At 36.0% G+C, this 16,505-nt stretch carries 14 protein-coding genes and 1 other RNA gene; 3 read left to right on the top strand and 12 right to left on the bottom strand.

Features of this window, described 5'->3' with window-relative positions; all coding sequences use genetic code 11:
• Nucleotides 1–55: 55 nt before the first annotated feature.
• From miaB to ACFIMX_RS08165, 11 genes are all read right to left on the bottom strand, one after another.
• A complete protein-coding gene (gene miaB / locus ACFIMX_RS08215; protein ID WP_375618036.1) occupies nt 56–1,432 on the bottom strand; it encodes a tRNA (N6-isopentenyl adenosine(37)-C2)-methylthiotransferase MiaB in 1,377 nt (458 codons plus the stop codon).
• Between the two features lie 31 nt (nt 1,433–1,463).
• Nucleotides 1,464–1,955 carry a ribosomal protein S18-alanine N-acetyltransferase gene (gene rimI / locus ACFIMX_RS08210; protein WP_375618035.1) on the bottom strand — a complete coding sequence of 164 codons (492 nt, stop codon included), beginning with the start codon at nt 1,953–1,955 and terminating at the stop codon, nt 1,464–1,466.
• The gene (gene tsaB, locus ACFIMX_RS08205) at nt 1,955–2,641 is read right to left on the bottom strand and encodes a tRNA (adenosine(37)-N6)-threonylcarbamoyltransferase complex dimerization subunit type 1 TsaB (protein ID WP_375640247.1); all 687 of its coding nucleotides are present in this window, start codon (nt 2,639–2,641) and stop codon (nt 1,955–1,957) included. The genes rimI and tsaB overlap by 1 nt, the downstream gene beginning before the upstream one ends.
• A gap of 735 nt (nt 2,642–3,376) precedes the next feature.
• Nucleotides 3,377–4,405 (bottom strand): YeiH family protein, encoded by a 1,029-nt coding sequence (locus tag ACFIMX_RS08200; RefSeq protein WP_375618033.1) that lies wholly within the window; start codon nt 4,403–4,405, stop codon nt 3,377–3,379.
• A 69-nt stretch (nt 4,406–4,474) separates the two neighbouring features.
• On the bottom strand, nt 4,475–5,080 hold the full coding sequence (gene recR / locus ACFIMX_RS08195; RefSeq protein ID WP_273790577.1) for a recombination mediator RecR: 606 nt from the start codon (nt 5,078–5,080) through the stop codon (nt 4,475–4,477).
• A gap of 30 nt (nt 5,081–5,110) precedes the next feature.
• The gene (locus ACFIMX_RS08190; protein WP_375606797.1) at nt 5,111–5,434 is read right to left on the bottom strand and encodes a YbaB/EbfC family nucleoid-associated protein; all 324 of its coding nucleotides are present in this window, start codon (nt 5,432–5,434) and stop codon (nt 5,111–5,113) included.
• A gap of 14 nt (nt 5,435–5,448) precedes the next feature.
• The gene (locus ACFIMX_RS08185) at nt 5,449–7,389 is read right to left on the bottom strand and encodes a DNA polymerase III subunit gamma/tau (protein WP_375694309.1); all 1,941 of its coding nucleotides are present in this window, start codon (nt 7,387–7,389) and stop codon (nt 5,449–5,451) included.
• A gap of 224 nt (nt 7,390–7,613) precedes the next feature.
• Nucleotides 7,614–7,711, bottom strand: an RNA gene (gene ffs / locus ACFIMX_RS08180) — signal recognition particle sRNA small type.
• Nucleotides 7,712–9,304: 1,593 nt separating this feature from the next.
• The gene (locus ACFIMX_RS08175) at nt 9,305–9,712 is read right to left on the bottom strand and encodes a hypothetical protein (RefSeq protein WP_375633994.1); all 408 of its coding nucleotides are present in this window, start codon (nt 9,710–9,712) and stop codon (nt 9,305–9,307) included.
• A 537-nt stretch (nt 9,713–10,249) separates the two neighbouring features.
• Nucleotides 10,250–11,113 carry a prephenate dehydratase gene (locus ACFIMX_RS08170; RefSeq protein WP_273790573.1) on the bottom strand — a complete coding sequence of 288 codons (864 nt, stop codon included), beginning with the start codon at nt 11,111–11,113 and terminating at the stop codon, nt 10,250–10,252.
• Complete coding sequence (locus ACFIMX_RS08165) at nt 11,110–11,841, bottom strand: 3-deoxy-manno-octulosonate cytidylyltransferase (RefSeq protein ID WP_375694308.1); 732 nt, start codon at nt 11,839–11,841, stop codon at nt 11,110–11,112. The genes ACFIMX_RS08170 and ACFIMX_RS08165 overlap by 4 nt, the downstream gene beginning before the upstream one ends.
• 104 nt (nt 11,842–11,945) lie before the next feature.
• On the opposite strand from ACFIMX_RS08165, the gene ACFIMX_RS08160 reads away from it, so the two are divergent.
• Nucleotides 11,946–12,509 (top strand): c-type cytochrome, encoded by a 564-nt coding sequence (locus tag ACFIMX_RS08160; protein WP_375694307.1) that lies wholly within the window; start codon nt 11,946–11,948, stop codon nt 12,507–12,509.
• A gap of 938 nt (nt 12,510–13,447) precedes the next feature.
• Here ACFIMX_RS08160 and ACFIMX_RS08155 read toward each other — a convergent pair.
• A complete protein-coding gene (locus tag ACFIMX_RS08155; protein WP_375618028.1) occupies nt 13,448–14,242 on the bottom strand; it encodes a molybdopterin-synthase adenylyltransferase MoeB in 795 nt (264 codons plus the stop codon).
• An 87-nt stretch (nt 14,243–14,329) separates the two neighbouring features.
• Here ACFIMX_RS08155 and gshB point away from each other — a divergent pair, with 87 nt between their 5' ends.
• Together gshB and ACFIMX_RS08145 are read left to right on the top strand one after the other, a co-directional pair.
• Nucleotides 14,330–15,277 (top strand): glutathione synthase, encoded by a 948-nt coding sequence (gene gshB / locus ACFIMX_RS08150; protein ID WP_375618027.1) that lies wholly within the window; start codon nt 14,330–14,332, stop codon nt 15,275–15,277.
• A 132-nt stretch (nt 15,278–15,409) separates the two neighbouring features.
• Nucleotides 15,410–16,456 carry a substrate-binding domain-containing protein gene (locus ACFIMX_RS08145; RefSeq protein WP_375640245.1) on the top strand — a complete coding sequence of 349 codons (1,047 nt, stop codon included), beginning with the start codon at nt 15,410–15,412 and terminating at the stop codon, nt 16,454–16,456.
• Nucleotides 16,457–16,505: the final 49 nt, after the last annotated feature.

Genomic DNA, 16,505 nt, shown 5'->3' with positions numbered 1-16,505 from the left:
TAAAATAAAAGAGTTTTCCAAAATATTTATTGTGAACAAGGTGTTAGAGGCATGTCTATCTATTTGTCACTTCACCAACAAAACTGTTTGAGCTTGCATTTTTAATATGAATTTCTATCACGCTACCTGTAGAGGCTTCTGTATCGACGACAACAGGTAAAAGCCAAGGGGAACGTCCTACCATTTGCCCTGAGTGACGTCCAGGTTTTTCGATGAGAACGTTCGTTTTTTGACCAATTTTAGAACGCAAAAATGCATTTTGTTGCTCAAGGAGAAGGATTTGTAAATGTTGAAGTCGGGCATCTTTTACAGATTCATCAACATGATTTTTCATTGTGGCTCCCACTGTTCCAGGACGGGGGGAATATTTAAAAGAATAAGCTGAACTGTACTGTACTTGTTGAATAAGTTTAATGGTTTCTTCAAAGTCTTCATCTGTTTCTCCTGGAAACCCTACAATAAAATCGCCTGAAAAGGCAATATCTGGCCGTGCGGTTCGAATTTTTTCGATAAGATGAAGATAATGAGAGCTTTTGTGTTGTCGGTTCATGGCTTTTAAGATGCGATCTGAACCTGATTGAACAGGAAGATGGAGGTAAGGCATTAACATATCAAGATCTCGATGCGCGGCAATAAGGCTATCATCCATATCACGTGGGTGGCTGGTTGTGTAACGCAAACGCTTTAAACCATCGAGTTTTGCGAGATGATAAAGAAGATCGCCAAGACGCCAAGTTTTGCCATCAGCACTTTGTCCATGCCAACCATTGACATTTTGTCCAAGCAGCGTAATTTCTTTGACACCCGCTTCGATGAGTTGAAGGGCCTCTTCAGTAATTTGTTCAACGGATCGTGATATTTCAGCACCGCGTGTGTACGGAACAACACAAAAAGTGCAAAATTTATCGCAACCTTCCTGTACTGTTAAAAATGCGCTAACACCTCGTTTTCTTACTGCATGTTTATTATGGGGCGGCAAATGAGCAAATTTATCTTCAACAGCATAGTCTGTTTCGATAATTTTTTTCCCTTGTTTGGCTTTTTCTAACAATTCTGGCAAGCGATGATACATTTGCGGACCAATAACAAGATCCACTGTTGGAGCACGGCGCAAGATTTCACTTCCCTCAGCTTGTGCAACACAACCTGTTACACCAACCATAAGGGGTTTATCAGGTGTGCGCTCTTGACGCATAACGCGCAAACGACCGAGATCAGAATAAAGTTTTTCTGCTGCTTTTTCACGAATATGACAGGTATTAACAAGAATAAGATCGGCATCATTGGGAATTTGTGTTGTCACATAGCCTTGCGAACTGAGACTATCAGTCATCCGTTGGCTATCATAAACGTTCATTTGACATCCATAGGTTTTGATAAAAACCTTTTTAGGAGCAACAGGAGGCGTATTTTTAGGATTTACTTTATTCATAGCGGATGTGTAAATGTTTTTTACACAAATCTCAATCTATTTGCTTAAAAGTTTTTTGCATGATAATTGCATCACCACGACCATTTTTTGACGCGTAGTAGGCAAGACGTTCAGAAATTTTTTGAAATTCAAAGCGTTGATAAAGGTTCAAAGCAGAAAGATTTGTGGCTTCTACTTCCAAGAATAATTTTATGGCGCCCTTGTCGTGAAGATGGTGAACTGTGCTTTCGATAAGAAAGGTACCAATTCCTTGTTGACGATAATGAGGATGAACAGCAATTGTGATGATTTCTGCTTCATCAAGGATGAGACGGCATAGGCAAAAGCCTAAAATTTGATCAGAGCGATCAATGAGAAAAACTTTGTGTCCGAAGATAGAGTGATCTGTTAAGAAATTATCAAAAGCTTGTTTTTCCCAAGAAGGGGTAAAACAATGCTGATGAATTTTATGAAGAGAAGCACTATCATTAACTTGTAGCGGAGCAATTCCAAAATTCTTTTTTGTCAATGAAAATTTGGGCATTATTTTTTTTGTGGTAAAGCAAAATTGGTTTGTTGTTTTGCATCAGCGTTGCGTAGATAGAGTGGGCGAGGTGAATTTTTTGATTGTTTGTTTGCAGCAAGATAAGCATAGTTTACAATATCGGCCGCTTCGCAGGGGATTTTTTCTAGGACAATTTTTTCGTATATTTTATGGTTTTTAACATGCTCCACAACGACATCAGCAGCTGGGCCAGTCAGTCGGGTTTTTTTTGGCAAATCTTCGAGGATATTTTCAATTGTTTTTAATCCCGGCTCTCCCAAAGGTGTGAGATCATTATGAAAATTTTGATGGTAGAACATCCCTCTCCCTGCTTCAATGACAACAGTAATTGCCGATGCTGTACTTTTACTATTTATGACTTGTGCTGCTAACGCTTCAAGAGCACTCACTCCAATAGCTGGTATTTCAAGTGCTAATGCCAAAGCGCGCGCTGTTGCAACACCGACACGTACACCAGTAAATGACCCAGGTCCAATATTGACAGCAATACGCTCAACTTGATCAAGCGTCATATTGGCTTGTGTCATTATTTGTGTAATCTGCCCAATAAGTTTTTCAGCATGTCCTTTGTTCATGCGCTCATTGATACGCGCAATAACAGATTTATGACGAATAAGCGCAACAGCACAATAAATTGAAGCAGTATCTATAGCAAGGATAAGCATAAAAATATTTTAGTTGAATAAAACGATAAATAAAAGTCCTGCTGTATTTTTAATCTTTTCATTATCGTATATTTCATTTGTAAGAAAGTTACTAGTGCCAATAAGCAACAATATCTTTTTATGGGATAGAACGAGATGTTGATTTAATCCTTATTTTTATCACTTTTTGAATGAGTATCTTGAGTATTGTAAGATTCTCTTATTTTAAATCTACTTATGGTGAAACAATTAAAGTTATTAGCTTGTATATTACAAGCGGAGTTAGCGTATGAATCAAAACTGTTGAAGAAAAGAATAAAAACTCCTTTCACGAATCGTTTAAATGTAAGGATTGTCACAACTTTTAAGCTATCAAATAGTACGATGATGCCACTTGTATTACATAGTAAGTAAAAGTAATTTAAAAGAGGAAAAGTTATGACCCCACATTTTTCCAAATAAGAATATATTCTATCCGTCTTTATATAAAAACCTCAGCGTAATGAGAGCAGATGAAAGAAATGGCATTATTTTGCATGAGTTACCTATTTCGATACTACTCTGTTGCAAATCATTATGGACTGAAAAGCAAATTTGACAGTTTTCACTTAAATATCAGCTCTTTCAATTTTTTGTATAGAATAATGAGCAGTATTTTAGAACTTTTTTTGGTTTATGAAAGAACTGATTTTAATAATAATGAGGACTTTGGGTTGATTGCATACTACGTTGAAAAAAATAATAATCAATGCACATTTAAAATGTTATATGATTTAAATCATTCAATTGTATCATGATAAGGCTACAAATACCGAGAATAATTATGGAGCAGGTTGAAGCCAAAATGACGCGCCATCCTGCTTTTTTTAGTGATCGGATATCAACACCTAATCCTAGTGCAGCCATTGAGATAACAGTAAACAACTGGGCAATAAATTTGATGGGATTGATAGCCTTTTCAGGGATAAGACCACTTGAGCGAACAAGCATCATGATAATAAAGCCAATGATAAACCATGGGACGAGGGTATGTAAACGCAAGCGTGTTTGTGCTGATCGGCGATAAATGATTGATAGAGTAAAAATAACAGGGCCTAACATGAGAACCCGTACTAATTTGACAATTGTTGCAATTTGAACACTCAGAAAAGAGACAGATGCTGTTGCTGCTAAAACCTGTGGTACAGCATAAACAACCATACCAGCAAGCACACCATATTGGCTAAATGACAAATTCAGAGACGGATGTAAAAAGGGTAGAAATAAAATAATAAGAATTCCTAAAAGAGCAGTGAAGGCAATTGACGCGGCTACATCGTCATGTTTTGCTTTTATGACAGGTGCAACGGCGACAATAGCTGAATTGCCACAAATAGCATTCCCACAAGCGACCAGCATTGCTAAGTGTGTAGAAAGCCCGAAAAGTCGGCCGATGGCAAAGCTCAGGATAATCGTTACGAATATCACGAATATGATACTAGCAAGCAAATTCCAGCCAGCTGAAAGGACTGCGTTAATGCTAATGCTTGCTCCTAGAAGAACGATAGCAATTTCGAGAAGTGTTTTTGCGCAAAAGGTGATACCTTTTTGAAAATATGTTGGCAAAGGAAAACAACTACGAATAATCGATCCTAAAAGAATTGCCAAAACAAGGCTTTCAAGCCAAGCTTGTCCCAAAAGCTGTTTTTCTACGACTTCTAAGCCATAAGCTAAGGCTGATATGAGTAAACATACTAGAATACCAGGACCAAAGTCGTTTAAAAGTGAGAGTTTTTTCTTTATCACTTGAATATTTTCCCCATACAAAGAAATGATAGTAAATAAAACGAGATAACAGGTAAGAGAAAGAAATTTTTAAAGATTTGTTCTTGCTTGTACAGCTGCTGCTAAAGTTCCGTCATCAAGATAATCAAGCTCGCCTCCTACAGGGACACCATGAGCAAGTCGCGTAATTTTAACTGGAAAATTGGAAAGCTGATCGGTGATATAGTGAGCAGTTGTTTGACCTTCGACAGTCGCATTGACAGCAAGAATAATCTCCGTAATAGGGTTTTGTACAACACGTTGTATTAAGGTGGCAATATTGAGTTCATCAGGGCCTATTCCATCTAAGGGAGAGAGTCGTCCACCCAACACATGGTAACGTGCGGCTAAAGTTTTTGCGCGCTCAAGAGCCCACAGATCAGCAATATCCTCAACAACAATGATTGTTGTATCATCGCGGCGTAAATCTGTGCAAATTGAACAAGGATCAATGGTATCGACATTTCCACAAACAGAACAAATGCCGACTTTTTCTATAGCTGCTTGTATAGCCGCTCCCAAAGGCTCCAGCAATGTCTCTTTTTTTTTAATAAGATGAAGCGCAGCACGACGTGCTGAACGTGGACCAAGACCTGGTAACCGTGATAAAATCTGAATGAGACGTTCAATTTCAGGTCCTGCAATGTATTTAGACATATTTTTGTCCCACGGAAAAAATCCGTTTCATTAAAATGGAAGCTTGAAACCTGATGGGAGTGGTAGCCCTGCGGTCATACTTTTGGTTTTTTCTTCTATTGCGACTTCGATTTTTGTTCTTGCTTCATTATAAGCCGCCATAATGAGATCTTCAAGAATTTCAGCTTCCTCAGGTTTGAGTAATGAAGGATCAATTTGAATTGCTGTTATAATATTTTTGCCATTTAAAGTGATATTGACGAGACCACCCCCTGCAGTGCCCACAGCTTGCAGATTAGCTATTTCCTCCTGAATCTTCTGCATTTTTTCTTGCATTTCTTTGGCTTTTTTCATCATGCTCATCATTTCACGCATAGGAATAGGTATCCTTATTCATCATTGATATCATTTTTATTTTTAAAAATATCAGCATTTTTAAAGGTATTGGGGAGTAAATCAAGATCATTTTCTTCTTTATTGAGTCGAATATCGACAATTTTTGCTTCTGGGAAATGATTGAGGATTTTCGCGATATCAGGATCTGTTTCTGCATTGGAAAAAAGAGTCTTTTGAATCGCTATACTTTCCTCCTGTAAGGTTGGGCCACCTCCTTCATTAACAAAAGTTATTGTCCAGCGTTTTTCAGTCCATTGAGATATCTTTTTTTCTATATCATGAGCAAGAAATTGTGGGGTATTTTCAGAAAGTCTCAAGGTAATATGCCCAGCTTCAAAAGAAACAGGATGAACAAATTCTTTAACAAGGAGTTTGAAAGGAACGTCATTATGCTGTTCGGCTAATTGAATAATATCGTGCAAAGAATTAATCACGAGAGTTTTAGGTTCAGTAATCTTTTCTGTTGTTTGCGTGACAGAATGCGATAAATTTGCAATCTTTTCAGAAAAATCAGTAGATTGAGAAGTTTCTAGAATTTCTGTTACTTCTTGGGCGTTGATTTTGTCATGGTTTTGATTTTTAACTAAATTTTCTGGTTGTAAGGAATGATCTAATTGGTTTTTCAAAGAGCTTTTTAAATCTGATTGATCGGCTAATATATTTGAAACGCTCGAGGAAGCATGGGCTCCGACCATTGTTTCTTTTGTTATATTATTTGCATTTGTAGATTCTTGATGAGAAGAATTTTTAACCAGTGTGAGAGGCGTTTTTTCTTGCGTAAGCTTTTTTAAAGCCTCATCAAGAGTTGGTAAGTCAGCCGTGTGAGCAAGACGAATTAAAAGCATTTCAGCGGCTTGAAGAGGACGTGCAGTTTGATTAACTTCCTGTAAACCTTTGAGTAACATTTGCCAGTTTCGGGATAAAATAGGAACGGAAAGTTTTTTTGAAAAGTCTAAACTTCTTAAACGTTGTTCTTCAGTCAGAGAGAAATCTTCCACTATTTTTGGTGTAAAACGTAAACGTGTGACCAGATGATTAAAATCGGCTAGTTCTGTCAATATAGTAAGAGGATCAGCACCTGCTTCATATTGACTGCGTAATTCATGTAACGCATTGACAACATCGCCCTTCATGATAAATTCAAAAAGATCAATAATACGTGCTTGATCCGCTAATCCTAACATTGTACGCACCGCAATAGCATTAACATTGCCATTGCTATGGGCGATTGCTTGATCAAAAATGGATAATGCATCACGTGCAGATCCTTCTGCAGCACGGGCAATCATAGAGAGCGCTTGATCTTCTACTTCTACCTTTTCATATTTCGCAATTTGGCGCAAATGTGCACTCAAAGCTTTTGATTCAATACGTCGCAAATCAAAACGTTGGCAACGCGAAAGAATTGTAATAGGAACTTTGCGAATTTCTGTTGTGGCAAAAATAAATTTCACATGGGAAGGTGGTTCTTCAAGAGTTTTCAATAAACCATTAAAGGCTTGTGTTGAGAGCATATGTACTTCATCGATAATATAAACTTTATAGCGTGCAGAAACAGGACGATAGCGTATTTGTTCAATAATTTCACGAATATCATCAATGCCCGTATGAGAAGCGGCATCCATTTCTATAACATCAATATGGCGCCCTTCGATAATTTGTGTGCAATGTTCACCAAGAGAGTCCAATACAGTTGTTGGTTGGTCAATATCTTTTGTTTTATAATTAAGCGCACGTGCCAAAATACGTGCTGTTGTGGTTTTACCTACGCCACGAATCCCTGTTAACATCCACGCTTGTGCAATACGACCTTTTTCAAAGGCGTTGGTGAGAGTACGCACCATAGCTTCCTGACCAATGAGGTCAGAGAAGTTTTGGGGCCGATATTTACGAGCAAGAACACGATAGGCTGTTTCTACCGGTAAATTTTCCATGAATATTTCCAACTTCGAAGTTCTTTATGCGTACATTTTGATAATACAAAAGCATAGATCAATACTGTAGTCTCATATAAAAGGATTTTTTCTTAATCAAATTATTTATGGGGCAATTTGTTTAAAAACAACAAAATCCCTTTATTTGCTGCATACAAATGCCGCTCTGAAGATTAAAAATACCTCGCTAAAAGACAGTATAAAAAAATAATTTCTTCAGCAAAATAGGAGGTTGGAACAATGACCCGTACCAGAACTCGTTGGGGCTGCTTCTTTCCAGACCTGACCCAGTTGGCGAGTAGTTCGTCCACCACCAACCTCCCAAAATCCATATTGTCGATTTAGAATGAAAAATCAAGCTCAGAAACAAAAAATATCATAAGAACGATGAAGAATTTTCCTTTGCGTTTAATTTATTAACATATAAACAACAAAGAGGTTGAGAATTTATCAGTTATTCATAATAATAGCTCTTTATATTTATTGGGTATAAAAATATTTTCTTCGTTTAAGATAATCTGAATGTATGATGATACTGCTGAAATCCGTAAGAGTTTTAAGATAGGTACGTCTGTTCTAAAACTACGAAATTGAATGATTAAAAATTTGCAACGATAAAAAAGGCAAATAAAGCAGATAGATCATGTAATTGGCTAACATTCGAAAGTCAGGTGGAAGAGTGCTATTTAAATAATTATAAAATATTGCTTTAATGGTGTTGTTCCTCTATACAAAACAGAACATCCCAAACGGAATACATTTAATGTTGTACATTCACAGGCTTTTTAAAAAGCGATTGCTCAATACTCTTAACTATATTTCAAAATCTACTCGTAAATAGTATACATACTCTCCTTGAGATATAAGTCCATTGTGAACTATCCCTTTTATGCTTAATACAAAGTATAAACTTTAGTCCTCATACTACTTAACAACTCCAATGTTGCGATCCCTTGCACTTGAGAGGCTTTATAAGAAGCATTTTTATTCCTTTTTTAATCGTTTTTACTCACACATCACTCCCATTTGTAACTTTCAAGGAAAAAAATTTAATTGATTTCAATATGAGATTTAAGATGGGAGGATCTTACTTTATTCGTGGTTTTAATTCAGTATAAGAAAATCAAAATCTTATAATGATAAGTCAATATCTTAAATATCGTATAAGAAAACAACCTCATTTCTATAGTGAATGAGAATATCAAATATGTAATATTTTTTCTTTTAACATATATGAATATAAATACTAAGTAAATGTTATCGCTCTTTTTTTGCGTGCTTGTTCTTTTAATTAAAAAACATTGATGTTCATCACAAAATGGATCAATATATGAATTTCCATTATTTGAGAAAAGATTTCATATATTTTAAAGGGATTGTACTCAGCAAGAGAAGATGCAACATTAAACGCTATAGAAATAAGGGGGTACTGATTTTATAAGCATAAAAATGGTTCTTATTCGATATAAGCGACATTTTATAGTTTCAAATAATTATATTCTTTAATAAGGAGGGAAAAGCGAGATAAATTTTTATAAAAAGCTGAATGAGTATGACTTAAAGTGCAGTGAGGAATGCATCTGTAGATGCAAATTCTACTTTTCTGTTTATCTAAGTGATTTGGGTACGATGTGCTTTATAGTACTTAAAATAAAGAAGTTGCGAAGATAGAAGTTATATTCTTATTAAAAAAATAGCTCTGATAGTAGAAAATACAGAACAATTTAAGTCTAGTCTTCTATTTTTCGCAAAAATTCTTTAATATCTAACCTTATAAGCAGCTTAAGGTTTGCCATATTAGTATAAAAATAACCTTTTCAGCGATTAGTTTTAATGGCTCATTATGCCGTATTTTGAAAAAAACACCTGAAAAAAAGAATAACTGTACTCAAATTTAGATGTTATAGAAATATTGTTAATCATAACCTCCTGTGTCACAATCTGTTCCAACAACTTTTTTGTTCGTAATATTTTTAAAAATATAATGTCCTGACCAAGGAAAACTTATATGAAGAGATTTTATATTTTTTAGGGTAAAGATTTTCTTTTCTTTATCATGGGTTATTTTCTTTTCATCATCAACAAAAATTCTCAATTTGTTTAAATCAGAAGGGGCAGAGTATGATAAAGTAAAGGATACTTTCTTTGGTTTAAAGATATTACAAGAGTATTCAACTCCTTGCTGGAATGTATAGGATGGTGTGATCACAACACTTTCATCCCGCGCAAAATTCCATTTTTTTTCACCAAAGCCAGCAAATGCAACACTAGAGTAGGCGAGAATATTTGCGGCTAATAATCCTCGCGTGAAGACTTTTTTCATTATCCTCTCCTTTTTTCTAAAGTGAGGTGAATCATAAATCAGTTTTTATAAAGATACAAGTTCAAACTTAACGCTAAAATCAGGGCTAAGTTGCATTTTCTAGTTTTAAACCATGTTTAGAATGATATTAATCTAAGAGATTCGAATGCTCTATTATGTATAATAATTTGAATTGTTTTGAGAGCTAATTTAGAAGTTCGTTATCTTTATTGGAATATTGTCAGAGGAAATGACTTTTCTCAAGAGGCTCTCTTTGAATATATCAAAGGGAAATAGATGGTACAAGCGTTTTTATTTTTGGTTACTGTGTTTTTTACACTGGTTTTTATACGAATTGAATTGCGGTTTATCATGATATAATTTGTGAGAAAATATTATGAAAATAATTTATATATTCTGTTACGAGCTATTTTTTCTTCTTCAGTGTTTATGAAGGGTGTTGAGTAGAAAAAAACGAGCCCTTTCAAGATGCGTTGCATTATGAAATTTTTATGATGTTTTTTGATATCAACAAAAATGATGGCAGCTTAATTGCTTTTATATATACGATGTTCGATCGTTTTGTGCTGGATAAGTACCGATAATACGCAGTTCTGCAGAAAAGAAAGATAATTCTTCTAAGGCAAGTTTCATCATCGGGTCTTCAGGATGTCCTTCAATATCAACAAAGAATTGTGTTGCATTGAAATTTCCACCAATTTGATAGCTTTCTAATTTTGTCATATTGATACCATTCGTTGCAAATCCTCCCATAGCTTTATAGAGAGCAGCGGGGACATTGCGCACTCGAAAAAGAAGACTGGTGATGATTTTTTCGCCATTTTGAGGTTTGGGGACATGTCGTTTGGAGCGTGAAAGGATGACAAAACGGGTAATATTATGAGGGTTATCTTCAACATCTCTTTCAAGAATATCAAGTCCATAGAGTTCTGCTGCGATTAAAGGTGCTAAGGCAGCCTGTGAACGTTTAGCATTTTTTTTAATAAATTTTGCAGCTCCAGCGGTGTCAGCAGAAACAACAGGTTTCCAACCGTTGTTTCGTATGATTTTTCGGCATTGTGCAAGGGCATGCGTATGGCTGTGGACGGTTTTAATTTCGTCATGTGTAACGCCGGGCAAAACCATGAGTTGAAAATGGATAGGTAAAAAATATTCATCAATAATATAAAGAGATGACTGCGGTAAAAGATGATGAATGTCTGCAACGCGCCCCGCAAGAGTATTTTCAATAGGGATCATAGCAAGATCAGCTTTCCCGCTTTCCACTAAATTAAGAGCGTCTTCGAAAGTAGCAGAGGGAACAGCATCCATATTGGGGAACATATTGGAGCAAGCAATATGGGAATTAGCGCCGTATTCTCCTTGGAAAGAAATTTTATTGGTTTTTTTAAGTATTTTCATGTTAAAATCTCACAAACTCTATCGAGATCATGTTGTGTATCTACACCTAAGGGAATTGTATCGACTATTTCCACATCAATACGCATATTGTTTTCTAATGCACGTAATTGTTCAAGTTTTTCACGTTTCTCAAGTGGTGAGGGTTTGAATGATACAAATTTCTCAAGTGCTTCGCGCCTATAGGCGTATATTCCAATATGGTGATAAAGAGGACCCTCTCCATAAGGTGCTTTGGCGCGCGTAAAATAAAGAGCACGAAGGCGATTTTGAGCAAGCGGTGTACCAATGATTTTGACAACGTTGGGATCTCTTGTTTCATTTTCTTCAATGATTTTGGCACCCAAGGTTGCAATATCAGTAAAGCTATTTTCTAAAGGGCGTAGTGCACGAATGATTTCACGAGGCATGATTGTTGGTAAGTCACCTTGTATATTTAAAATGGCGTTGTAGCGTTGTTCAGGATCAATACGCACTAAAGCTTCATAAATACGATCAGATCCAGACTTATGATCACTTCGTGTTATGATATATTCATGCCCATAATCTGCAACAGCTTTAGCGATATCATTATGATCTGTTGCAATGATTGTACGTCCTATTCCAGCTTTTTTGGCTTGTTCTGCGACATGAACAATCATCGGTTTTCCGCCAATTTCAGCGAGAGCTTTTTGAGGAAGACGGGTTGAGCCCATACGGGCAGGAATAAGAATAATTGGTTCAAGAGCCATTGTAAGATTCCCAATGTCATCTGTGATGCATTTATGATATTGTGTGTTATAAAGAAAAAGCTTAAACTAAAAATGGTAATGAAACCGTGAACATTTGAGTTTTTATGAATCGCTTGAGATTTATTTATTTTATTTGTGCTTGTTTATGTGTGCTGGTCGCTATTGTGGGGATTTTCGCACTCAGCAATATAGTTTACGATCATCCTACATCAGTCCAATATCATCATACAGTTGCCAAGAATGATATATTTCAAGAAAAACAAAAAGCACCTGATGTTTCCCTATCACTAAATAGCCGCCTTCAACAAGGCAATTTTGAAAATGGCCGTAAAGTTTTTCGCCAATGTGCTATATGCCACACTTCTGGACGTAATGAAGCAGGGCGTGTTGGTCCAGTTCTCTGGAAGATTGTTGACCGCCCTTTGGCATCAGCAGCAGGTTTTGCTTATTCACGGGCATTGCGTGCTCATTCTGATCAAAAATGGGATTTTATCACTTTGGATCGTTATCTACGTTCTCCACGTGAAGCTTTTCCTGGGACTATTATGTCTTTTCGTGGAATTAAAAATGACCAAGATCGTGCCGATCTTTTGCTTTATTTACGCAGTTTATCGGATCATCCTGTTCCTTTACCAATGGATAATAATAAAGCGAACGAGCCAAATTAACTTATACCATAGATGTTAACTTTAGAAAGAAGTCTGATTTTTTTGTAATTTTAGTTTCATAGTTTTATAAAAAGAGCTCTTATTGATGTTTTGTTAGGGGGAACGCCCCTCACGCAAAACAGAACACATTTAACATTGCATATTGACTCGCTTATTTTAAAGAGATCTTTTATAAAAATGCACTCTTTACACTGTCGTCTGTGGATTGGTTTTCAAGATTAGTGTGCTTTACTTTTTCTACATATACTTGTCTGTGAAATTATTGCTGAAGGATTATCAATTCATGAGCTGCAGCTTTCTGCTTCTGAATGCAATAATTATGTAATTAAAGCTCTCCATGAGGTTTATCTCAATCCTTCTATACACATCAACCCCTATGTACTTTTACATCAATTCCCATGTATTTTTCTTATGAACAGAGACAATTGATTGTTCTTATACGTGCAATAATCTTAAGCTGCATTTTATGATACTTGATGAATAGACGTTTTCTCTTGAGGTTAGAGATGTATGGACAGATCATTGACTTTTTATAGTATCGATCACTAAAATATGAATTAGATTATTTATTTATAGGTTATGGTTTGAAGTAAGCACTTTCATGTGAAACAATTTTTATGTGTGAATAGTAAAATAGTTGAATAGAGTTCTGCTGATTGTATTTTTATCTACGTCGAAAATTTTTTACACAAGAATACTGATAGCAGCTACGTTCCCACGAGTCTCTGTCCATTTATAGACGATGACATGAAATTATGATGATAATCCATTATAGAGAATTATTTTTTCACAAAAGGTTTTCCATATTTGTGATAAATTTAATAGGTTTTATTGGTTACAATGTTTCGATGACTTGCGATAAAATAACTTGCGATAAAATATTAGTATTTCAATACATATTGCGAGAGTGCTAAAAATTAGTGGAAGAGAGAACATTATCAAGATTCTCCAAGATTCTTAAGAGCTACGGCATTTTCTTTATAATTTGAGCGTTTATAAGTAATAATGTTAAATTGCGCTAATAATCCATTATAGAGAAGAATCTTTCCTACTAATGGCTCTCCGATTTTTGTGATCATTTTAATAACTTCCATTGCTTGTAGGGTTCCAATAACGCCAGGTAAAACACCGATGATTCCAGTTTCAGCGCATGTTGGGATAGTCCCGTGAGCTGGAGAGGTGGGGAATAAATCGCGATAGTGAGGATTATTGTCTTTATATGGCATAAGGACGGTTAATGAGCCATTAAAACGTTCTACAGCACCACTTATTAAAGGTTTTTTACATTGGGCAGCGTGATCAGCAAGAAGATAGCGTGTGGTAAAATTATCACTTCCATCAACAATTATGTGGTAAGCATTGAGCAGTTTATCCACATTACTTTTGTCTAAGCGTAGAGTGTGTTTTTCAACTATAACATGGGGATTTATTGCTTTTATAGTGGTTTCAGCACTGTCTGTTTTACTTTTTTTGATTGCATTTGTTTTATGAATAACTTGGCGTTGTAAATTGGAAAGTGAAACGATGTCGTTATCGACAATTCCAAGAGTTCCAACACCTGCGGCAGCCAAATAGGTTAAGACAGGAGCACCAAGACCACCAGCGCCTACAACAAGAACACGTGCTTTTTTTAGCTTTTGTTGCCCTGCACCACCAATCTCAGGCAAAATGATATGGCGTGCATAGCGTTCGATTTCTTTGTTGTTTAATTTTATATTTGTTTCTTGTGTCATAAATTTTCTCTTGTCATAGTTCTTTTATTGTTTACTAAGTTTATGATGCATAGACCAGTCTGCTTTTAGGATAGAGAGGATTTATTTATGAAAATTGCCATTCAGATGGATCATATTTCAACAGTTCGGATTCAAGGAGATACGACATTTGCACTCGCTTTAGCAGCCCAAGAACGTGGACACTCTCTCTTCCATTATACACCAGATCGTTTATCTCTATACGATGGTTGTGTGATTGCACGACTAGAGCCATTGATTGTACATGATAAAGAGGGAAGCCACTATCGATTAGAAAAGCCTGTTCGTACGGAATTAACAGATATGGATGTGGTTCTTTTACGCCAAGATCCACCTTTTAATCTCAATTATATCACAACAACTCATTTGTTAGAACGTATTCATCCTAAAACACTCGTTGTGAATGATCCGGCATGGGTACGCAACAGTCCAGAAAAAATTTTTGTTACTGAATTTTCTGATCTGATGCCAGAAACATTAATTACCAAAAATATTGAAGAAATAACAGCTTTTAGAGAGACATTTGGCGATATTATTGTTAAACCACTTTATGGAAATGGGGGCGCTGGTATTTTTTATTTAAAACAAGATGATCGCAATTTAGCATCATTGTTGGAAATATTTGCAGAAATTTATCACGAACCTTTTATTGTTCAGCGCTATTTAGAGGCAGTACGAAAAGGAGATAAAAGGATTATTTTGCTTGATGGTACACCTGTTGGAGCTATTAATCGAATTCCGACAGAAACAGATGTGCGCTCTAATATGCATGTTGGAGGTCGCGCGGAAAATGTGGAGTTAACAAAACGTGATTATGAAATTTGTGAACGCATTGGTCCAGCCTTAAAGGAACGCGGTCTTCTTTTTGTGGGGATTGATGTGATTGGAGATTATATAACAGAAATTAATGTGACGTCTCCTACGGGAATTCGTGAAATTAAACGCTTCTGCGGTATAGATGTTGCTCATTTGTTTTGGGATGTTATTGAGTTCAAGCGTTCAAATGAATTTATTTGACAGAGGACAAAAACATGGTTTTAAAAAAATGATCCATGTTGTTTTTTATATTTGTTATGTTGCAAATGTGAACTAGAATGACCGTATGATATAAATTAAGAGGCTTTGTTTTCAATTTTAGGGAGTTTATAGATGAACAAAGTATTATCAATTGGAGTGGGATTGATTTTTGCGCTACTGCTGTCAGCAAATGGAGGCAATGCGCGCGATCAAATACAGATTACTGGTTCATCTACAGTTTTACCTTATCAAAAGATTGTTGCTGAAACATTTGGAGAAATTTATCCCCATTTTAAGGTTCCTGTTATCGAATCGGGAGGAACAGGAGCTGGTATTAAGGAATTCTGCCGTGGTATTGGGGAGAACACTGTTGATATTGTTAATGCTTCGCGAGCAATGAAATCGAGTGAATTACAGTCTTGTTTTGATGCTGGTGTAAAAGATGTTGAGGAAATACGTATTGGGTATGATGGCATTGTTTTTGCAACTGATATTAAGGGGCCTGATTGGAAATTACAGCCAGTAGATGTTTATAAAGCCCTTGCTGCTCGAATTATTATAGATGGAAAGTTGCAACCGAATAATATTTTGAAATGGAGTGCAGTTAATAGTGCTCTTCCTGATTGGACGATAGCAGCGTATATTCCTGGAGAGAAGCATGGGACACGTGAAATTTTTGAGGAAAAATTACTTACTAAGGGGTGTAAAGAGAGTGGGGCAGTTGAGGTGATGAAGTCTTTAGGAATGGATGATAAGGAGATACACACTGCTTGTATTGCGGTACGTAAAGATGGAAAAGCGGTTGATATTGATGGTGATTATTCTGAAACATTTGCGCGTCTAACTTCTAATAAAACAGGTGTTGGTATTTTTGGTTTGTCTTTTTATCAAAATAATGCTGATAGGCTAAAGGTTGCCGATATTAACGGTTTTGCGCCAACAGTTGAGACGATTTCTAGTGGACAATATCCAGTTTCTCGTCCGCTTTTTTTCTATATTAAGAAAGCACATTTAGGTATTATTTCAGGTTTGCGAGAGTATGTTGATTTTTTTCTTTCTGATCAAATGATTGGTCCAGAGGGTCCTTTGGCTGAATATGGTTTGATTGTTTCTCCTGAAAAGGAACGTCAAGCACAGCGTTTTGATTTTTCTGCTGGTCGAGTAATGACATTGAAATAATTTGCAGGGAAAATTTGTTGGATTTCTGAGATAGGAAATTTGGGTGCTA

It is taken from the genome of Bartonella sp. AD24XZML (genome assembly GCF_042196485.1).
GTDB lineage: Bacteria > Pseudomonadota > Alphaproteobacteria > Rhizobiales > Rhizobiaceae > Bartonella.
This window is presented reverse-complemented; position numbering and strand designations above follow the sequence as displayed.

Excerpts from the sequence above, each read along its gene's own strand:
- gshB (WP_375618027.1), top strand. The coding sequence starts at position 14,330 with ATGAAAATTGCCATTCAGATGGATCATATTTCAACAGTTCGGATTCAA.
- ACFIMX_RS08165 (WP_375694308.1), bottom strand. The coding sequence starts at position 11,841 with ATGGCTCTTGAACCAATTATTCTTATTCCTGCCCGTATGGGCTCAACC.
- ACFIMX_RS08175 (WP_375633994.1), bottom strand. The coding sequence starts at position 9,712 with ATGAAAAAAGTCTTCACGCGAGGATTATTAGCCGCAAATATTCTCGCC.
- miaB (WP_375618036.1), bottom strand. The coding sequence starts at position 1,432 with ATGAATAAAGTAAATCCTAAAAATACGCCTCCTGTTGCTCCTAAAAAG.
- ACFIMX_RS08145 (WP_375640245.1), top strand. The coding sequence starts at position 15,410 with ATGAACAAAGTATTATCAATTGGAGTGGGATTGATTTTTGCGCTACTG.
- tsaB (WP_375640247.1), bottom strand. The coding sequence starts at position 2,641 with ATGCTTATCCTTGCTATAGATACTGCTTCAATTTATTGTGCTGTTGCG.
- recR (WP_273790577.1), bottom strand. The coding sequence starts at position 5,080 with ATGTCTAAATACATTGCAGGACCTGAAATTGAACGTCTCATTCAGATT.
- rimI (WP_375618035.1), bottom strand. The coding sequence starts at position 1,955 with ATGCCCAAATTTTCATTGACAAAAAAGAATTTTGGAATTGCTCCGCTA.
- ACFIMX_RS08170 (WP_273790573.1), bottom strand. The coding sequence starts at position 11,113 with ATGAAAATACTTAAAAAAACCAATAAAATTTCTTTCCAAGGAGAATAC.
- ACFIMX_RS08160 (WP_375694307.1), top strand. The coding sequence starts at position 11,946 with ATGAATCGCTTGAGATTTATTTATTTTATTTGTGCTTGTTTATGTGTG.
- ACFIMX_RS08185 (WP_375694309.1), bottom strand. The coding sequence starts at position 7,389 with ATGGAAAATTTACCGGTAGAAACAGCCTATCGTGTTCTTGCTCGTAAA.
- ACFIMX_RS08155 (WP_375618028.1), bottom strand. The coding sequence starts at position 14,242 with ATGACACAAGAAACAAATATAAAATTAAACAACAAAGAAATCGAACGC.
- ACFIMX_RS08190 (WP_375606797.1), bottom strand. The coding sequence starts at position 5,434 with ATGCGTGAAATGATGAGCATGATGAAAAAAGCCAAAGAAATGCAAGAA.